This is a genomic window from Flammeovirga sp. MY04 (assembly GCF_001682195.2).
Taxonomy (GTDB): domain Bacteria; phylum Bacteroidota; class Bacteroidia; order Cytophagales; family Flammeovirgaceae; genus Flammeovirga; species Flammeovirga yaeyamensis.
Genome location: NZ_CP003561.2, coordinates 454,218 through 472,664, shown reverse-complemented (window position 1 = coordinate 472,664; position 18,447 = coordinate 454,218). Strand labels below are relative to the sequence as shown.

Annotated in this window: 17 protein-coding genes; all 17 read right to left on the bottom strand. The window is 33.5% G+C overall.

Annotated elements, in window-relative coordinates:
* Positions 1–121: 121 nt before the first annotated feature.
* The gene (locus MY04_RS21805; RefSeq protein WP_066214344.1) at positions 122–904 is read right to left on the bottom strand and encodes a hypothetical protein; all 783 of its coding nucleotides are present in this window, start codon (positions 902–904) and stop codon (positions 122–124) included.
* A gap of 19 nt (positions 905–923) precedes the next feature.
* Complete coding sequence (locus MY04_RS21800; protein ID WP_066214342.1) at positions 924–1,151, bottom strand: DUF7660 family protein; 228 nt, start codon at positions 1,149–1,151, stop codon at positions 924–926.
* A 997-nt stretch (positions 1,152–2,148) separates the two neighbouring features.
* A complete protein-coding gene (locus MY04_RS21795) occupies positions 2,149–2,739 on the bottom strand; it encodes an AbiU2 domain-containing protein (RefSeq protein ID WP_066214340.1) in 591 nt (196 codons plus the stop codon).
* Positions 2,740–2,832: 93 nt separating this feature from the next.
* Positions 2,833–3,660: a hypothetical protein gene (locus MY04_RS21790; RefSeq protein ID WP_066214338.1), complete on the bottom strand. Its 828-nt coding sequence runs from the start codon at positions 3,658–3,660 to the stop codon at positions 2,833–2,835.
* 94 nt (positions 3,661–3,754) lie between these two features.
* A complete protein-coding gene (locus MY04_RS21785; RefSeq protein ID WP_066214337.1) occupies positions 3,755–4,027 on the bottom strand; it encodes a hypothetical protein in 273 nt (90 codons plus the stop codon).
* 1 nt (position 4,028) lies between these two features.
* Positions 4,029–4,478, bottom strand: a complete 450-nt coding sequence (locus MY04_RS21780) for a hypothetical protein (protein ID WP_066214335.1) — start codon at positions 4,476–4,478, stop codon at positions 4,029–4,031.
* Between the two features lie 412 nt (positions 4,479–4,890).
* Entirely contained in the window at positions 4,891–5,568 is a 678-nt protein-coding gene (locus tag MY04_RS21775) for a HupE/UreJ family protein (RefSeq protein WP_066214332.1), read from the bottom strand.
* Between the two features lie 2 nt (positions 5,569–5,570).
* Entirely contained in the window at positions 5,571–6,524 is a 954-nt protein-coding gene (locus tag MY04_RS21770; RefSeq protein WP_257794115.1) for a DUF4198 domain-containing protein, read from the bottom strand.
* Between the two features lie 186 nt (positions 6,525–6,710).
* A complete protein-coding gene (locus MY04_RS21765) occupies positions 6,711–7,535 on the bottom strand; it encodes an alpha/beta hydrolase (RefSeq protein ID WP_158297839.1) in 825 nt (274 codons plus the stop codon).
* Between the two features lie 138 nt (positions 7,536–7,673).
* A complete protein-coding gene (locus MY04_RS21760; RefSeq protein WP_066214323.1) occupies positions 7,674–8,255 on the bottom strand; it encodes a T6SS immunity protein Tdi1 domain-containing protein in 582 nt (193 codons plus the stop codon).
* A gap of 125 nt (positions 8,256–8,380) precedes the next feature.
* Entirely contained in the window at positions 8,381–9,817 is a 1,437-nt protein-coding gene (locus tag MY04_RS21755) for a sialate O-acetylesterase (RefSeq protein ID WP_066214320.1), read from the bottom strand.
* Positions 9,818–9,973: 156 nt separating this feature from the next.
* Positions 9,974–10,663, bottom strand: coding sequence for a GOLPH3/VPS74 family protein (locus tag MY04_RS21750; RefSeq protein ID WP_066214317.1), 690 nt, complete (start codon positions 10,661–10,663; stop codon positions 9,974–9,976).
* Positions 10,664–10,744: 81 nt separating this feature from the next.
* A complete protein-coding gene (locus MY04_RS21745) occupies positions 10,745–11,320 on the bottom strand; it encodes a WD40 repeat domain-containing protein (RefSeq protein WP_066214313.1) in 576 nt (191 codons plus the stop codon).
* 496 nt (positions 11,321–11,816) lie between these two features.
* A complete protein-coding gene (locus MY04_RS21740) occupies positions 11,817–13,049 on the bottom strand; it encodes a threonine/serine ThrE exporter family protein (protein WP_066214310.1) in 1,233 nt (410 codons plus the stop codon).
* A 226-nt stretch (positions 13,050–13,275) separates the two neighbouring features.
* Positions 13,276–13,983, bottom strand: coding sequence for an SGNH/GDSL hydrolase family protein (locus MY04_RS21735; RefSeq protein WP_066214307.1), 708 nt, complete (start codon positions 13,981–13,983; stop codon positions 13,276–13,278).
* 11 nt (positions 13,984–13,994) lie between these two features.
* Positions 13,995–15,599, bottom strand: a complete 1,605-nt coding sequence (locus MY04_RS21730) for a sulfatase (protein ID WP_066214304.1) — start codon at positions 15,597–15,599, stop codon at positions 13,995–13,997.
* A gap of 106 nt (positions 15,600–15,705) precedes the next feature.
* On the bottom strand, positions 15,706–18,447 hold the full coding sequence (locus tag MY04_RS21725) for a sugar-binding domain-containing protein (RefSeq protein ID WP_066214301.1): 2,742 nt from the start codon (positions 18,445–18,447) through the stop codon (positions 15,706–15,708).

Sequence of the window (18,447 nt, the reverse complement as noted above, 5' to 3'; positions counted from 1 at the left end):
TATGGTTTCGTAAGGGATTGCGGACTTCAAACCTATCAATTTACCACCAAAAAATGATGTGGGTGATACTGCTCGAAAACCTCTGAAACCCTTATGCACTATACACATTGTTGTGCTTTCGTTATTTATTTACTATCGTTATTATATCATCAAATTTCTTGTCAATATGCAATTTTAAAATGTGTTTTACCTCATTCCAATCTTGCAAATTATATTGAATGTCAATTTTTTCTCCATACATAACAGAAACTTTCTGACGTTTATTAACCTCAATTACATATTCTTCGTCATTATCCATTAGTATCGAAATCCAAAAAGCTCCATGCTCATCATCCATTTCTTGAACATCCTTAACTGCTTTATCAATATCCTCAATCGTTACATTTTCTTTATCATATCCTGCTGCATATTGTATGTAAGAATCAGATAGCATAACTCCTTTCGATGCGTGGAAATAATTAATCAGTCTCTCATGAAACTTTTTAAAGTATGGGATTCGCCTAACACATAAATAATCCATTAGTCCTTTATTGTCATTTTTTGACAAGAAGTAATAGTAAATCGCATATGTAATTGAGAATCCTTTACTTAATCCAATGGTTTTTGAATCAGAGTAGTCTTGTTTGTCATCATCAGGATTAGGATATTCCTCGACAAGCTCAATCTTTGATTCTTTTGAGTAGCAATAACAAGTGAATTTAATCAAGTCATCTTTCTTTTTATCATATATTGAGAGTAAATCTGAAGATGCTATTCCGCTTTGTTTTTGCTCTTCCTTAGATAATCTTTCCAATATTTCCAAATCAGAAGTTATCAAGTCAGCTTTCAAAATTGATGATAGCTCTTTATCAAACTTTTCAATTAATGGATGATTAAACAATTCTATTTTCTTTTTAAACCACATTAGTTTTTAATCTATCTTTTCACTCATAAATTGATGCTCCTTTCATAATAGTCATGAAATTATCCCAAGTGGCTTTGTCTGCATCAATATTCAATTTCATATTATCGTAATAACCTTGTACATCTTCAGTATACCTTTCCATTGCTTCTAAAAAATCTTCAAGAGTCTTATTCTCCCATTTTGAATCATTGTTTGTCAGGTCTTTTCTAAACTCTTTAAGAAACTCTATAAAATCTAATCTTGTCATGGTTGCAGGGTGTTTTTATAATGAAGCAGTAGAGTAGAGTCTGATAGCTCTCTCAGTTTAAATAATTATAAATGTAATCATTTTGAGAAAACTATCAGAACCCCCTTCATCAAACCGTACGTGAAGTTTTCCCTCATACGGCTTACCGATGGATTTCTTTGTTTGATATTCATAAGAATCTACCCAATAAGGGTGATGCTTAAGTAGCTAATTTAAACGCCATATTTTCTTTTCTTACTTATACAAACATATAGTAGCATTTAGAACCATCAATACATTTTATTCGGCCGATAGGACTAAGCCAGTACCGAGCATTACAGTTCTATATCTACATATCCAAAGTAGAGCTCCTTCCCTAACTCAAGGTTATGTTGTCCTTAAGGTCGAGCAGTACTATGAGCTCCTCCGACTTCTGTTATTACCAGGCTGAATTTCGCTATACTTATATCAGCTTGTTTAAGGTGGCCAACCTTTGAAATAACAGATCTCCCACGTTCCGTTACTTTCCATCTATAACCACGCCATCCCTATGACTCCGGTAGATCATTGTATTTCATGTTACTGTTAATTCATACAATGTAACAGGGTTCGAGACCGTCAAAACTCTCCCCATCTACGCCTGCCTTTTCGAAGCTACTATGGGTTCACACTTGCGTATTACGGCTTGGTTATTTGAGATCACTGAGCTTCAGCTATCCACCTCACGGCGATCACTGTCAGTAACTCTTCTAAGTGAACAGTAAATTACTTAGGTAGGATTTGCACCTACTGGAAAGCCACAGCATCGTGGCACACCAACGCCTACTATATGTGCCTGTTGCCGTTTTTCAGCAGAGCACTCTTAAATTACTAAATAGCCAAAAGATTAGCTTATCTGTGATTGATTGATCTTTTCAATTCACAGGAAGGAAATGTTTTGGCGGTGCCTCAATTTAGCACTTCACTTTCAGATAACTACTACACGGCAATGGGATCATATAGAATGTTATGGTGATTATTATTTATTTTCGTATAAAGTTTTCAAAACATTCAAAGCAGAATACTTATCTCGTTTTATTGTTTCAAAATTAGTATCGATGCCAAGTACTTTCAATCTAATTTCACTAATAACCTCCTTTGTGAAAGTAAATATGTCAATTATTTCATTGTCTAAAATTTCAAATTCATTAATTGACAAGTCTAGATTATTATCTGTATGAGCATAAAATTTATTTCTTAAACTATTTAAATTTTTAATTATCCTATTATACTTTTCAGATTTAATAATTGACATCCACTCTTTCAAAGTACTCTTATCAATTTTATCGTTTAACAACTCTTTTTTGCAATTATATAATAGTATGTTTAATAGCTTCTCAATTGTGTAATAATCATTACTTCCTCCATAAAGTTTGTTCAATTCAAGCACTGACATACACCACAACGAATATCTAGTCATTCTTATAAATGAATTATTGTCAGCAAAAGATTTCAATTCAAGGTCTTGAGGATGATTTAACTCCATGCAAGACTTATAAAAATTAATTGATTTGACTAAGATTTGCACTCTTTTACTTAATTCCAAATCAAGTTCATCTAAACTTTCCACTTACTTTTAATTTTGCTATTCACCATAACGTATTGGCTAAACTACGACCAGAGGGTGCGTCACCCGATGGATGGAGATTAGCTGTTGTTATATTTATTTACTAGTTACAAGTTTTATTATTATTTCTTCTTGTGTATTGTTTAAGCTAGTTATAGAGTTAATTATTTCTTTTTTGTAATAACGTAGTATATTATCTACTTTTTTATAAATAGATCGTGACTTAATTTGCCTGTTGAATTTAACTCCTAAACTTCTTAGGTTGTGATCATTAGTTAGATCATACATCATTTCTGTAAATTGTTTTTCATTATAATTTTCAATGGAATTATAGCCAACTTCATCTTTCTTTATTTTCTTTTTAGTTTGAAAAATCTGCTTCGTCACTTTAACAGTTTTTGGGTTATCTCCAATATTGACATTATAAACCATTTCTGTTGGTAGCTTTACTTTTGATTCTATGTTATTGAATTCAAAAAAACACTCAATATCTTTGAAATAATGATTAGTTAGAATTTCTTTACTTTGACTATTATGATAAAGTCTGTTCTTAATTTTATCAGAAACCGAATTAACAGAAAAATATTTATCTAATTCTTTCTGATTATTAGATAAAATTTTATCCCAATTTAATATTTCAATATCACTTTGAGAATTTACTTGTATTATAGCTTCTAATTTTTTGACTATCTCAAGTAAGGATAAATACTCATCTTTAGTTATATTAGTTACCGTCCACCTGTAAATTTTAGTATTGTCAATTTCTTCTATTAGCTTAAGTTTTAACTTATATTCTGAAACAGTCTTATCACCAAATAAATTATTATTTTTTGAGACAATATATTCCAAGGTATCATTATTAACTTCTGCTTCAGTTTCAATAAAAAATGAACAAAATATTAAAAGTAAAAAGTATATTTTCATAGAATAGAGTAGTTTTGAATGATTATTTTAAATATAACGTGATGACTAAACTACGTGAGCGGTTGCGTCAACCGTGAGTGGAGTTTAGTTGATGTTATGCACTTTTTATATGTTCGTTTATATCTTCTTCAAACTCTTTTAAGGACTCACATTCCATCCAACCGCTTAAATTATTGAGTTCAAATATTTTTTTGATTCCATATTTGTTTAATAAAAAATCCCAACCTGCCTTTGTTACTATAGCTTCCAAAATTTGACAGAAATCAAAAAGTTCAATAACCTTTTGTTCAGTGTCTAAATCATTAATAAAATAATCAGTCCCTTTAGGTTCGGGATATTTTCTATAAGCAAGTAATTCTGTTTTCATTTTACCAAAATTTCCACCAGGGTTTTGATTCCATTTTTTTGTTTATTGACTCTAATATTCCATTTCCATTAGGAAACATAATATTTCCATTTCCACTTGCGTCAAAAAAACCAACTTTATGCTTTTCTGCAAGCTCAATCATTTTTGGATATGCTTTTTCTGCTACTGAAAATCTAAATGCTGAGTAAATAACATCTTTTCCAACACAATAATCAGTTAATTCATCATCATCTATTCGAACATCAATATCATCAGGGGCATAAGGCCCATTTAAAGCTGGAAAATCATTAATCATTTCCATAAACCAATTTCTCAATTCTTCAGATGATACTTTCGGGTCATCATAGTCGTGTTCTTCTTCCCATTCCGTTTGATTTTCATACCAATTCATAAAATCCGTTTCGCTTTTAGGAGCATTTTTAGGATTGAAAACCATTAAATCATAACTCATAATATTCGATATTTCCTGTAGTGCATAACATTTAATAAACACCACTATGTCACATTATATTTTGCTAAACACCATGGCGTTTATCCATTAGTAAAATTTACTTCCTCAATTTACCAATCAACTTTAAATATTCAAAGTTGATTGATGATAATTCTAATATAGAATACAAATACCATAACCTACCTAAAACCAGTAAAATACACTCATACAACCCTACTTAGCCACAATACGACATAAATGAACATATTATCTGATATACAAAAATAAAATAATCAAATTTACTAGCCGAGTATTAAACGAGTAATACTCGGCTATTCTGCTAAACTTTAAATATGACTTTTTTATATACCAAAAACCCCAACAAGAATCATCTCATTGGGGTTTTAGTCTCAATTTTTTTAAGTATTATATCTTAATGCCCAGAATAATATCCCGACATCTGATACAAAAACAAGAACACTCCGGCTATTATCAAATACCAATTGACGGCTTTGTAGAAGGCAGGAAATTGTTTGTGTTTTCTGGCAAATGTGAAAAGGGCAACGATTGGAATTAAAGCCAATACTTGACCAACTTCAACACCTAAGTTAAAACATAGGATTTTTGCCAATAAATCTTCGGTTCCGTTTTCGAAAGATTGCAATCTTGTGGATAAACCGAAACCGTGGATGAGTCCAAAGACAACGACCATTAAGAGGAGGTTAGGCGATTTTACTTTCAGCTTTTCGAAGCCACCTAAGTTTTCAAAACCTTTGTATAGAATACTCAATGCAATGACTGCATCTACTAAATGTTCGTTGGCGGTGATACTAGCATACGTAGCACCTATCAACGTGATACAATGACCAATTGTAAAAGCAGTGATAAACTTTAATATATCTTTGATGCCCGTTAAATAGAAGACAACACCTGCAAGGAACAATAAGTGGTCGTAACCTGTAAGCATATGCGTTGCTCCTACGTGTATGTAGGCAAAAAGACCTCCGTTTCTAAGAATTTCCTGATCGGCACTTGTTACATCATGCGCTACACTTACAAAAGGTAGAAGTAAGAACAAAAGTGATAATGCCTTCTTAATATTTGCGTTCATACTTAGTCCTTTTTTCTGAAAATCATAAATAAAATACCAATGATGATCACACTTGCCAATACGAAAATCCAAGTTGGGATTTCGTCTTCATGATCATGATCGTGTGTATGTGTATGTGCTCCATGTTGGTGGGTCACCTCAAATGTTAATGTGGACCACTTCGACTGATGAGTGTACTCTTTATTCGCATCCACTTTTACCATATGAATGGTGCGAAGGTAATAAATACCGTCTTCCGTAAGGTGGAGTGTCAAAACACCATTGTTATTAGTACGGAACCTTTGTCCGTTGGTATGCGAATGGTCTTCATCATTGTGGTCGTGAGTATGTCCATGTTCTCCATGATGATGCCCATGACTATGGGAATGTGCATTCGCCACATGGTCTGCATACACCAATTGATTAGCCAAAGGCTGACCATCCAATAACAACTGAATATCTAACGTTTCTCCTGTATGTTTGTCGTATGGATTTTCTAATGGAACAAACTCAATAGGATACCCCAAAACCGTCTTCCAATCTTCTGTTTTTGTATCACCTACTTGATAGATCGCCTTTACATGTTTCTGATAACTTTCTTCAACATCCTCATTCAGTGTATTATTTTCTTCACGTTGATGAAGCATGTCTAACACACCATCATGTTTTAGATATCCGTTAAATAACTCCGCCGTTTGTTTCAAGGTTCTGGTCTTTGTCGAAATGCCGACTACGTACGTCCCCTCCTCTCCTGCTTTAAAAGTAAATTGAGTAATGGTACTGTCCTGATCCTTCCATTGGTCATCAGCAATTGATGTTCTTTTGCCATGTGCTGTTACCGAAGCATCTAATAAACGGTCAGTGGCTATTGTGTTATCGCTCTTCTCGAAAGTACCATTGTATAAACTCAAAGTAGCTTCTTGATTAGGCTTTAGGAAATATGTTTCCATTTTGATGTATAGATCATGACTACACAACAAAACAAAAGCACCGATTAAAAAGAATGGTCGAGTAATTTTATTAAAAAGAATCTTCGACGAGTTTGTCGTATTAAATTTCATATTTTGTTACCGAAGTTTAGTTTGTCTCGAATTGATATGATTCGTTAATTCGGCAAAAATAGGAAGTTTTATGATAGAAAGTCATCATCTTCGAAAGAAAAACTACTGCACCTCCTTTCCTTTCAAATTAACATAATACAAACCATCTAATAGAGAGCGTAATCCATTTGTCGCATGACTTTCCTGGGGGTTGACCTGAAACTTAAAATTCTTGTTTGTTTTCGATAGTTTCTCGCATATCACTTTATAAGATTCTAAAGAATAGTCCCAACCATTGGTACCTAGAGTAAGGTAAATTGATTCTGTCCTTTTCTGATCATCAATTTGTTTTTGCAAGTAGTAATCATCCCATAAAAGGGCAGGACTTGCTACAATAAACTTATCAAATACTTTTTCCTTGGAGATATAAAATGATAATGCCCCAATTCCTCCGTTGGAGTGACCAAATATCGTTTTAGAATTAAACTTCACATTATACATTTTCTCCAAAGCCGGAATAAGTTCCTTTTTTAAAGCTTGCTCATAATCAGAAAAATGACCTGTCTGTGCATATAAAAGGCTATCCTGCACACTCTTATTACTTTTCACGTTTGTTGGAGTATAGTATTTATATCTGCTCTCGCCTGTACTAGGTAAACCAACAATTATAGTCAGAGGCATCTTTTTTGACCACTCATACAACTCTGCAATATCAGTTGACATCCTAAAATATTCATCTCCATCCAAAAGCATTAGAAGAGCAATAGAGTCAATCTTTGTTTGAGCATTCGTGAATTGATCAGGTACTCGAATCCAGCATTCAATAGTGTCTGATAAAATCTCTGATGGAAACTTTAATTTTTCTCCTAAAACCAAGTCAGTAGTTTTGGTTTGAGAAAAAGCCTGAGAAGATAATAGTAAAATGATTAATAGTTTGAATGTTCTCATTTTAGTCATTGATTTTTGAAAGTAGTAAATAATTAGTTTTGGCGAAGTTAGTATAATACATGAAACATAAAAAAGACTAGTCAACTTTAATATCAAAATGAATATACTAAAGCTAAGTAGTCTTTTTTTTATTAATAATTATACATCCGTTTGATGTTTTAATTGCTTATTTAATTCCCAATAGACTTCCATATCTTGCACCTCTAAGTTTTCCAACTCATCTTCTCCCCCTAGAAATAATAGCTTTTTAAAACCTAAGCAATCAGAACTTTTTAATATTTCACCGTATAAGTTACTTAAAGATTTAAAATCCGAATACCCACATGGTTCTTCTCTATTTTTGACCACAAACTCATTAAAGAATTCTGATATGGACATATCATCTAAAATGTATTTTTCTCCATCAGAAGGATCAAACATGGTAATGGTGTTGTCCTTTACATTCGATGCATACTGACGGCCATAAAAATCGTAGGCAAATGGAATAAATGTAACCGTTTCGATTTTAAAAAAACTGACTATTTCCTTTAACCAAAATATGGAACTTCCAAAAGTATGAATTCTAAAAAAACCATTTTCAATAGTGCTTCCACCATATTTTTCTAATACCTGATTAATATGCACAAGTGGTTTAATTCCTTCTTGACCTTGTTTTGTGTATTCATGTTTATAATCGGTATCAATATGTGTAAGTTCGAAATTAGCTAAAAAGTTATTCATTGGTCAGAATTCATTAAGTTTAAAATTAGCTATCAAAACTTAGTAATATTTTCATGGAATACAAAAAATAAATAACAAATTATATTATTGATTAATTATTAACATCACAACTAATCACACAATTTTTACTGCGCCTGCTCAGCCATTTCCCAATCATCTGTTCTAAACGATGGCACTGGAATCATGTTCACTCCATAAAGCTTTGCCTTGATCCAGTTCTTCCAACAATAACGAACAGCCACCACTTCATCCACTTGATCACAAGTAACAATCACTTTTGATTTTTTATGTACTTTAGCTTGTGCTGGGTAAAATACTTTGTCCTTCCCTGCCACTTCAAAACCTGGAATATCACCTTCACAATAAAGACCTAAACCAAGTTGTTTGAAACACAGTAATACACCTGCTTTTGTTTGTTCCATCGACTCAAAAATTGGAGCATCGGCGTTTACATATTCATAATTATAGGTATGTTGTAATGCACTCATCACAAAACGATGCGCTGTGTCGTGTTTAAAAGGGGGATGAATTGACTTTTCTTGACCCAAATCCATATTATTAATCATATACGAATTCGGAATAAGATTTACACATTTGCTTTGTGCTTCTCTTAAAAAAGCTGCATTTCTTGGTGAGTTGTAATAATCGCCTTCATCTTTACCTTGGTAAGGAGCTATTTGAGCAAAGTAAAATGGAAAGTCGCCTTGGTTCCATCGCGTTCTCCAATCTTTAACCATCGCAGGGAAAAGTGTTTGATATTCCTTTGGAAATTCTCGATTACTTTCACCTTGATACCAAATCGCTCCTTTTATAGTGTAAGGAATTATTGGGTGAACCATGGCATTAAATAAGGCTGTTTGTGTTTTGTTTGGGCGCAAGCCTTCTGTATTCTCTTTCACTTTTTGATATTTTTCCAATACATCTTTACTTATCCAAGCTTCTACAAAACTTGCCCCGAAAGAGGTCTTTATTAATCCGACGGGTACGTCTAAAACCTCATTTAATTCTCTTCCAAAGAAATAGGCCAACGCACTAAAATCGGCTACCGTTTCTGGAGAGGCTTCTACCCATTTACTTGGTTTTCCCACATCCGCCAAAGGTGTTGAAGCTCCGTTTTTCTGTATTCCAAATAAACGAATCTGTGGATTTCTTGAATGAGCAATCGCCTTTACCGAGCCAAAAATAGGCTGTCCAGGGTTTCCTTTTAAGGCCATTTCCATATTCGATTGTCCAGAACACAGCCACACTTCTCCAAATAGGATATTCTCTAAATGTATATCAGATGATTTGCTTGAAAGGTGAAGGCTTTGCTCTTCTTTTGATAAAGTAGTCTTTATTGAGGTCTTCCAATTTCCATCTTTATCGGCTGTGATATCAATAGATTGATCCAACCATGAGGCTTTTATTTTGATGGCTTCTTTTGGTGATGCCCAACCCCAAATCATCACTTCTGTATCTCTTTGTAAAACCATATTGGAAGAGACAATTGCAGGTAGTTTCACCTCTGCATTTGATACAAAATAAGAGAGGAGTAATACTAAAAATATATAGGATTTTTTCATTGTTTTGTTTGTTTTAGAGTGCCATACAGGAATAATATATTTCCAATTTGGCAGAATAAACCTTTCATTTCGATATAAAGTTACGCTCTACTACAAACAAAACTGTACTTGATTGTCTATCTTTTGTGCGTTTTGGTATCTGCACATCAATTGAATTTAACTCGAAGAAGCTGTCATTGTTGGCATTATGACCACTAAAGCCAAGGAAGCAATAATTAAATCATGAATCTCTTTTATCACCTGACTTGTTTCGTTGGCAAACTCAAATTCTTTGATCAATTTTTGGATGGTTTTCTTTTTCTCCTTTGCTACTTCTTTACCGTACACCTCTTTATTTAATCCACAAGAATTGACCAAACTGATGATCATGATATCATTTGCCATAGGTTGTTGATCGCCATGAATAATGGCATTCAGACGTTTTCTAATCAACACTTCGGGAACCTCATTTTTAGTGGGATACTTGTTGTAAGTAAACAACCAAAGTATTTTATCTTCTCTTTTCTCTAGAATTTGTAAATCAAGTAGTTTATTTAATGTACTGCCTTTCAAATCACTTTCTTTATAACCCAACTTATCAATCCAATAATTAATCTTACGCGCTTTTTTAGATTTTGAAATCAGTTTTAGGCACTCATCCAAAGCTTCATCTCCTGTTTCCTCTTGATGAATTACATTAATTCTACCCTCTGAAATATTAATTCTTTCTTTCAAGGTAAGGTCGTATAATGCAGCACCGGCCAAACAATAACCAAATACGCTGTATTCATGAACGAACGTACCTTTGTCATCATCAAGGGATAGAAGTATAAGTTGGTCTAAGGTGTTTAAGTTAATTTGATTCATGGTGTGTTTCTCAATAGTTAAATTTTAGTTTCTTTCTTTAATATTTTAGAGATCATTTTACAGTCATCAAAACAAACTCATTTAGAACACGAGCAAATCCCAACTATACACCCCACCATAAACACCTGCTACTATGCTTTTACCATCGGGAGAAAACTTAACAAATGTGGGTGTTTCGTTCTTGAGTCTTGTTGGGTAATCTTTAAACGTTTGATCTTCTAATTTCCATACCCTCACAGCACCAAATACTCCAGTGGCAATGTATTTTCCGTCGGGAGAGTAACAAAGAAAATCGGGTGTTTGGTTCTTTGCCTTTGTTTTAAGATCAATAAATTCTTCTGAACCTAAAGTGTATACTCTTACCGAACCAAAAGTTCCAAAAGCTATTTGTGTTTGATCTGGTGAAAACAACACAAAAGTGGGTGTCTGATTAAACGCATTGGTTTTGTAATCTTTAAAATTTTCAGTCCCTACTTCATATACTCGTACAGCACCATAAACGCCTGCCGCCATAAGACGCCCATCGGGAGAAAACTCCAAATAATCTATTGTTTCGTTTTTTAGTTTAGAGTAATACACTTTACTTCTTTCCTGTCCAAAAAGTGGAAGAGAGCAAAATATAAAGCTGATCAAAAAAAGAGAAATTATAGTTTTCATTTAATTAATGTATATCAGTTGATGTTATTTAATTGGCAGAAGTTACAAAAAAATATGTCTATTTATTGCTATTTCCCACTTTGGAAGAATTTTGTTACTACGTTTTTCAATCAATTCTTTATCATATTCTATACTTAAGAGAAAAAATGATTTTATAAACTATTGGAATAGTGCAATATAAAAACGGATATCAAAAAGAGTTATTCTTTGAAAGATACGCACAACATTACGCATTAAGAAATGCGGTAATATTGTAGTAGACAAAGTGATAAAAGCAGAGATACTATATCATTTTTTTTACCCATGGACAGTTTTATTCATACTAGGTTATCTAAATATTAAAGCAAACTATTTTAAAAAATAAGTTAGTAATAGTTTATAAAAAAATCATTTCATAGAAGTAGAAAGCATAAGCAATTTTTGTTTATGCTTTTTTTGGTCTACACAAAAAAAGGACGTTGCAGTGCAACGTCCGTACACAGATAAATTATATTATTTAGATGACTTCATCTCTATTATCTAGGTTAGGATAATAAGTACTATACGCCACTAACATCCCTACAACTATAGCACAAAACATGAGTAAGCCGGAAGTACCGATACTTGGATTATCAATAATTGGATCATTATTAAACTGATTTGATAAGCCCATAAATAATCTACTACCTGGTACGAGAATCACGATACCTTGCAAAAGGTAAACTGATGGCGGAACGTTCTTCCATTTACTTAATAGAATACTCAAAAATGTAATCAAAAAGGCACTGATAAATGTACCGAAAATCCAGCCGATATTTTCTTGGAAAATCATAGGTCCCCAAAAAGCAATGACAGCTAAAAATAAGCCTATCAGTAAATCTTTGAACTTAGTATTGAAAACCACACCTAGACCTGCAGATAAAGCGGGAAGGGCAATAAAGTGCATCCATTTAGGAATCTCATTGATGTACACATCCGGTGATAAATTAAAAAAGAAGGTCCCTAAAGACATTCCCAGATAAACCCCAATAAATAACTTCAAGAAGATCATGATGGAGTTGAAAAAGAAGCCAGATCCTGAATTAAACTGATTGAAAGAAATCTCTTCTAAAGCAATGGATATGGTTAAACCGGGTACATATAAAATAACTGATGCCAAACTTAGTTCTATGAGATCTAATTCTGGCACAAAATATTTACAGACACTGCCAATTAAAGCACAAATAAATGCCGTATAGAACTCTACAGTATATTTAGAGGTATTGAATCTTCTTACTCCTTTAATGATGAGGTAACTGATAAAACCCATCAGAAAACTGAACAAAAACGTGACCCAACTGCCACCAATTAATCCTAAAAACGAAGGTGGAATAACTGTGTAGGCCAAGGCAATACAAAACTCATTGTAAATCTTCTTTTTTTCGATGACCTGATCTATATTTTTGGTGATGGTCTCATAATCATGACCATCCTTAAAAGCCTTACGGATTTGTTTATGCAGATCGGCCAGCTTTCCTAAATTATTACTTCCCAATGGAATATATTGCAAGATCACCTGACGCTCTTTTGTCACAGGATCTTCTATCTGATAGTTTAAAGTGTTTGTTGTTACCTGACAGGCTACATCCACTCCAATATGTTTGGCTACATCTTGAATATATGTCTCTACTCTCAAAGATGAACAGCCAAATTTATGTAGTGCATTTCCTATTTTTACAACTAATTTATATTTCTCTTCGAAGTTTTTCACGGGTGTAACAGAATTATATTTTGTTATTTAGTTCGCGAAAATAGTTAAATAATAGCTATCTAACCACTCAAAAACATAAATATTTAAAATAAAAAAGGTCGTCAATAAAAAATGACAACCTTTCAATAGATATAATTTTTGGGTAAAGTGAATATTTACACTTGGAAACTTAGATATTTTTAAATAAAGTAGTCACTACATTCTATTCATCTACCGATAATCTTATTTAGAAAAATTTCATAATTTCTTTTACTACTAATTGATGTCCCTTTTCATTGGGATGATTTACTTGTGACATCAAAGAATTTAATTCAGTTCCTTTTGATACTTCATCTCGAAAAGCCTGATAGCTATCCACTAATCCTACTTCATGTTTTTTAGCCAATTCAATTATTTGAAGACGATGTTTTGCTATTGTAGTCTCATCAGAAAGAATATCATAACGTTTGTCTGCTGTTGGTGTCAGCAAAATCACTTTTATATCTCTTTCTTTAGCTTTCAAAATCATGAATTCCCATGCTTCATAAGTTTTCGTCATATCAAGAGATAGATCATTCAATACATAATCGATGAACAGAACATCAGGCTTATGGATAAGGACATCACTTTCAAAACGTTTTGCACCGCTTACTGAGTTTTCTCCGCCAATACACGTTTTAATCACGTTGATTACTGCATAGGGATATTGTTCCTTTAGCTCACCTAAAACAACATTGGGATAAGCTTGCATTGTGCGGACATTAGGAGTATTGAAATATCCGGCTGGCACAGAATGTCCGTGAAACACCAAATTGATCGCTCTATTTTTTGGCCAAGTTTTGACTAATTCTACCTTGATATCATCGATGTAGTGCTTTTCATCTACTTTGGTTGGATCTCCAAAAAGAGAGACCCAACCAATTACAGAAATTGAGATTAATTTCAATAAATACATATCTGTTATTTTTAATCAATTATTCTTTGACTTCCCCACCAATTGTTATTTGGATCGAAATCATCGCTCAACATCTCTAATCTTTTTTCTTCAAGAATTACTTTTCGATCCACTCCTACTCTCTTTAAATACTTTTGTGCAGCTTCTTCTGAATATTCAGGATCTACTGTTGGGTATTTTGCATTATGTTCTTTGAGGTAATCAAATAGTTCTTTATAAAGTGTTTCTCCTATCACTTTGTTAGCAGCAAACACATTCGTTTGTTCCCCTTCATCTTTTGATAAATCATAAAGTTCATCATGAGCATCTTCATAAAAGTGAATCAGTTTCCAATTCCCTTTTCGAATAACTGACACTGGTTTTCCTCCTTGATTTCCATAGTGCGGATAATGCCAAATTAAAGGTCGTTCTTCTATTTCTTTTCCTTCCATTAATGGTACTAAACTCACCCCATCAGAATGTTCTTTAGGCAGTAGGTCTAATCCCGCTAAATCTAAAAGAGTAGGATAAAAATCGGTGCTAATTACAGGAGTATCATTTTTCTTTCCTTTTTGATTCATCCAAGGGACTTTCATTAAAAACGGCACTCTTAATCCACCTTCGTATTGGTATCCTTTACCTCCTCTTAATGGTAAATTTGAAGTGGACCAAGAATCACCAGAAACTACACCTCCATTATCTCCTGTAAATACAATGATGGTATTATCTGCTAATCCTAATTCATCTAAAGAGGATAATACATTACCAATCGCTTCATCCATTGATTCCAAAAGACCTGCATAAACAGGATTGTCTTGTTGTTGACGCATAGGAAGCACTTCACCCATTTTATATCCTTCTTTAGCAACACCTGCTTCCACAGCTTTATCTTTGTATTTTTTCCATTTTTCTTCAGTAGTTTGAATAGGGCTATGCACTGCATAGAAAGATAAACAAGCAAAGAAAGGCTTCTCTTTGTTCCCTTTCATAAATTGGATGGTTTCGTCGGCTAAACGCATAGATAAGTTTTCACCTTGTGGACCATCTTTCAATTTTGGGTTATTGTAGGGTGAAAAGTACCCACCATGTGGACTACCCACATCATAACCTCCAATGTTGGTATTGAAACCGTGGTCTTCAGGTGAAGAACCTTCTCCTCCAACATGCCATTTTCCTGCAAAAAAAGTTTCGTACCCTTGATCGCGAAATGCTTCAGGCATGGTTACAAAAGATGTATCTAGTTTATGTTCATATTCTGGAGGTAACAATTTCGTGAATTGATTGGCCTTTCTCCATCGCTCACCCGATGCAGCACCTATCCAATCGGTCACCCCATGGTTCGCCGTGAATTTACCAGACATTATACTCGCTCTCGAAGGACTACAAACCTGACAAGAGGCATATCCTTGATCGAATTGAAAACCTTCTGAAGCTATTCGATCAATATTAGGTGTTTCGTAATATTTTGAATTGGTCGTTGATAAGTCGTGTGCTCCTAAATCGTCTGCAATAATTACAAGTACATTGGGGCGTTTTTCTTCTTGATTTGTCTCTTTGGTTAAACCTGCTTTACATGAAAACAGGAAAATGGATAAAAAGAAACTGAATATTAAAGTATAGTAATGTGGTAATTTCATGATTCTTTCATTTCAGAAAAAGCCGTCTCATAATTCAATTGTACCCATATCATTGATAATAATGTGGGAAAAATGATATTGAGACGGCCTCTTTTTTATTTAAATATTATTTTGCCTTAAACGATTTTTTAAATTCGTTATATGACATTTCATACGTTGGATTGAATTTAGAATTATCGTTCATATAGTCCATCAAGCTTGTTCTTAAAGCCTGTGCTACAGGTCTTTTTTCTAAATCTGAATGAAGATCAATAGAAGAGAATAATAATTTTCCTTTTCCTACCTTCATTTCTATCACATTACCCATATGTCGGTTTTTATAGAAGTTATCTACTACCGTTACAATTGGTGTAATCTTGCTATCGCCAAGGTCCAATGATTTCGATTTTTTACATAAATCCCACCATTGCCAGTTCGTATGGAAATCCGTTGGGAAGTGGTTGAAAGCTTCATGTTTAGGGTCCATTAAAAGTCCCATTGTTCCTGGTTGATCAGGGAAGTGAACTGGACTCCAGAATACAGATACAAATTTACCTTCGATGCCATTAATTGATTTTATAGCAGGAGTAAATAATACTTTACCACCTTTTGCCAATTCTTTTTGTGCTTTACCCCAATCTGAAGTAACAATCACATCCGATTTAGGATCCTGTTGTTTTGCAGGGTATACCCAAATCGACCAATGGTTTCGGTAATCAGTTCCCTTTAAAGCTACTTCAATTTGCAATTCAGTAGGTTCTTTAATCTCACTTAATGAGAATTCAATATCACCTAATGTATTGAACGTACCCTGCCCAATTTGGTCTTTTGTTACTGCACCATTTTTCAGAATTTCACCAGATGCTTTCTTTTTCGCTTCCCACTCAAAAACAGGATTTTTCACCTCTTTCCAATAGTTAGCTACTTCTACTTTTCCTTTAAAGTTTTCAGCATTGGTATATACAGCTTTAGGAAAAGATAATAATGGAACCAACTCTGAGCAGAATTGTCTAAATTCAGGACCTGTGATGATGCCTTTAGAATCCCAGAAGGCATCCAATAAACCCACCAAAGCTGTACCTTGACCAGGGAAATCGTGTAAATCTAATAATTGGAAACCTGTAATCGCTGGAGTTTTGATGGCTCTTTCAATTTCTTCTTTGTATAAGATTTTAGCCAATTGTCCAGAAGCTTCCAAATATTTTTGTGCAAGGTTTAATCTTCCTTTTTTCTCCAAATCATTTTTTACAATGTTAAAGTTATTCGGAATAAGATTGCCAGTATACTTTTTTATCTCCTCTAAATTAGGGTATACTGAGTATTGTCCAATTTCATGTTGAATCACAGGAACCTCGATAAAGTCCATATTTGCTTGGTAGTTCTTGTCGAAAGTGGGTGAGTAAGTATCAAAAACACCTTGACCTCTAATCCATCCTTTTTTGGTCCATTGTGAAATCCAGAAGTCATCTACTTTCTCAGGCACAGTACCATGAGGTTGTTCAAAAGAAAAACTTGAGGTAGTAAACAATCTTCTTTGATCTGTATTTTTTAGGTCTTGAACTAAGGTGGTTAACGCATCAAAGTTACCTTCCAATTCATTACCCATAGACATAAAACAGAAAGATGGATGATTACCGTATTCTTCCAACATTTTAAACGCCTCTTGACGCTCCCATTTCACCATTTCTGGGAATTTACCGTATTCTAAGCTCCAGTTAGGTAATTCTACTTGAATATAGAAACCCATACTATCTGCCACATTAAATGCATCTTCAGGAGGGCACCAAGAGTGGAATCGTAAGTGATTTAAACCATAGGCTTTTGCGGAATCAAACACTTTCGCCCAGCCTTCTTTATCCATTGGAGGATGACCTGTTAGAGGGAAAATGGCACATTCTAAAGTACCTCTTAAGAAGATACGGTGTCCATTCAACATCAAATTATTTTTTTGTGTTGAAATTTCTCTAATACCAAAATTAGTAGTATACAACAATTCATTTCCTTCTACTACTTGCAAAGTATATACCTTAGGATCAAATTCATCCCATGTTTTAAAATCACCTTTTACAGAAACGATTTCTTTATTTACACCAGTTAATTTGCCTCTTGTGATCGTTTGTTCTTGGGAATCAGAAATAATATATTCTAATTGTTTCTGACTTATCCCATTACTACTCACTTTAAAATCTATGTTTTTATCTTTTACATTAGGTAAAACAGTGATATTTTTTAATTCGTAATCTCCAACAGGTATCAATTTAAAATCTCCAAGGATACCATTCCATATGATTTGTGTAGTATTCGTATAAGCATGTGCAAAATCTTGAATTTCTTTTTCATCTGAGAATAAATGATGTAATCTACTATTATCAATACAAATGGTTATTTGATGCTTACCAGGTGTTAATTTTCCTAAGTCAATTTTATGTTGACCAATCAAGCTATTGTGTGATCCCTTTAATTTACCATCTACATACACTTCAGAAGTCCATATTACTCTTTCCATTAGTATGGAAATTGATTTACCTTTCCAAGATGATGGTACTTCAATTTCTTTTTGATACCAAGCTGGTCCAATATAAGAACGTTCCCTAGATAGTTGATATAAATTATCCTGATTGACTTCGTTGCCTAATTTTGTTTTTTCCCCTATTCCTGCATCATCCAAAGTGGATGGCAAATTGATATCTTTTGTATTTTTCAGGTCAGATAAAAACCATTTTTGATCTTTCCCTACTTTATCGTAATCCAGAGCCACTTTCCAGTCTCCCGCCAGAGAAAGTGTTTCTTGAGTATATTGCTTATTGCCATTACAACTAAAAAGTTGTAATGACAATAGAGCAATAATTAAATAATTAATTGGTCTCAT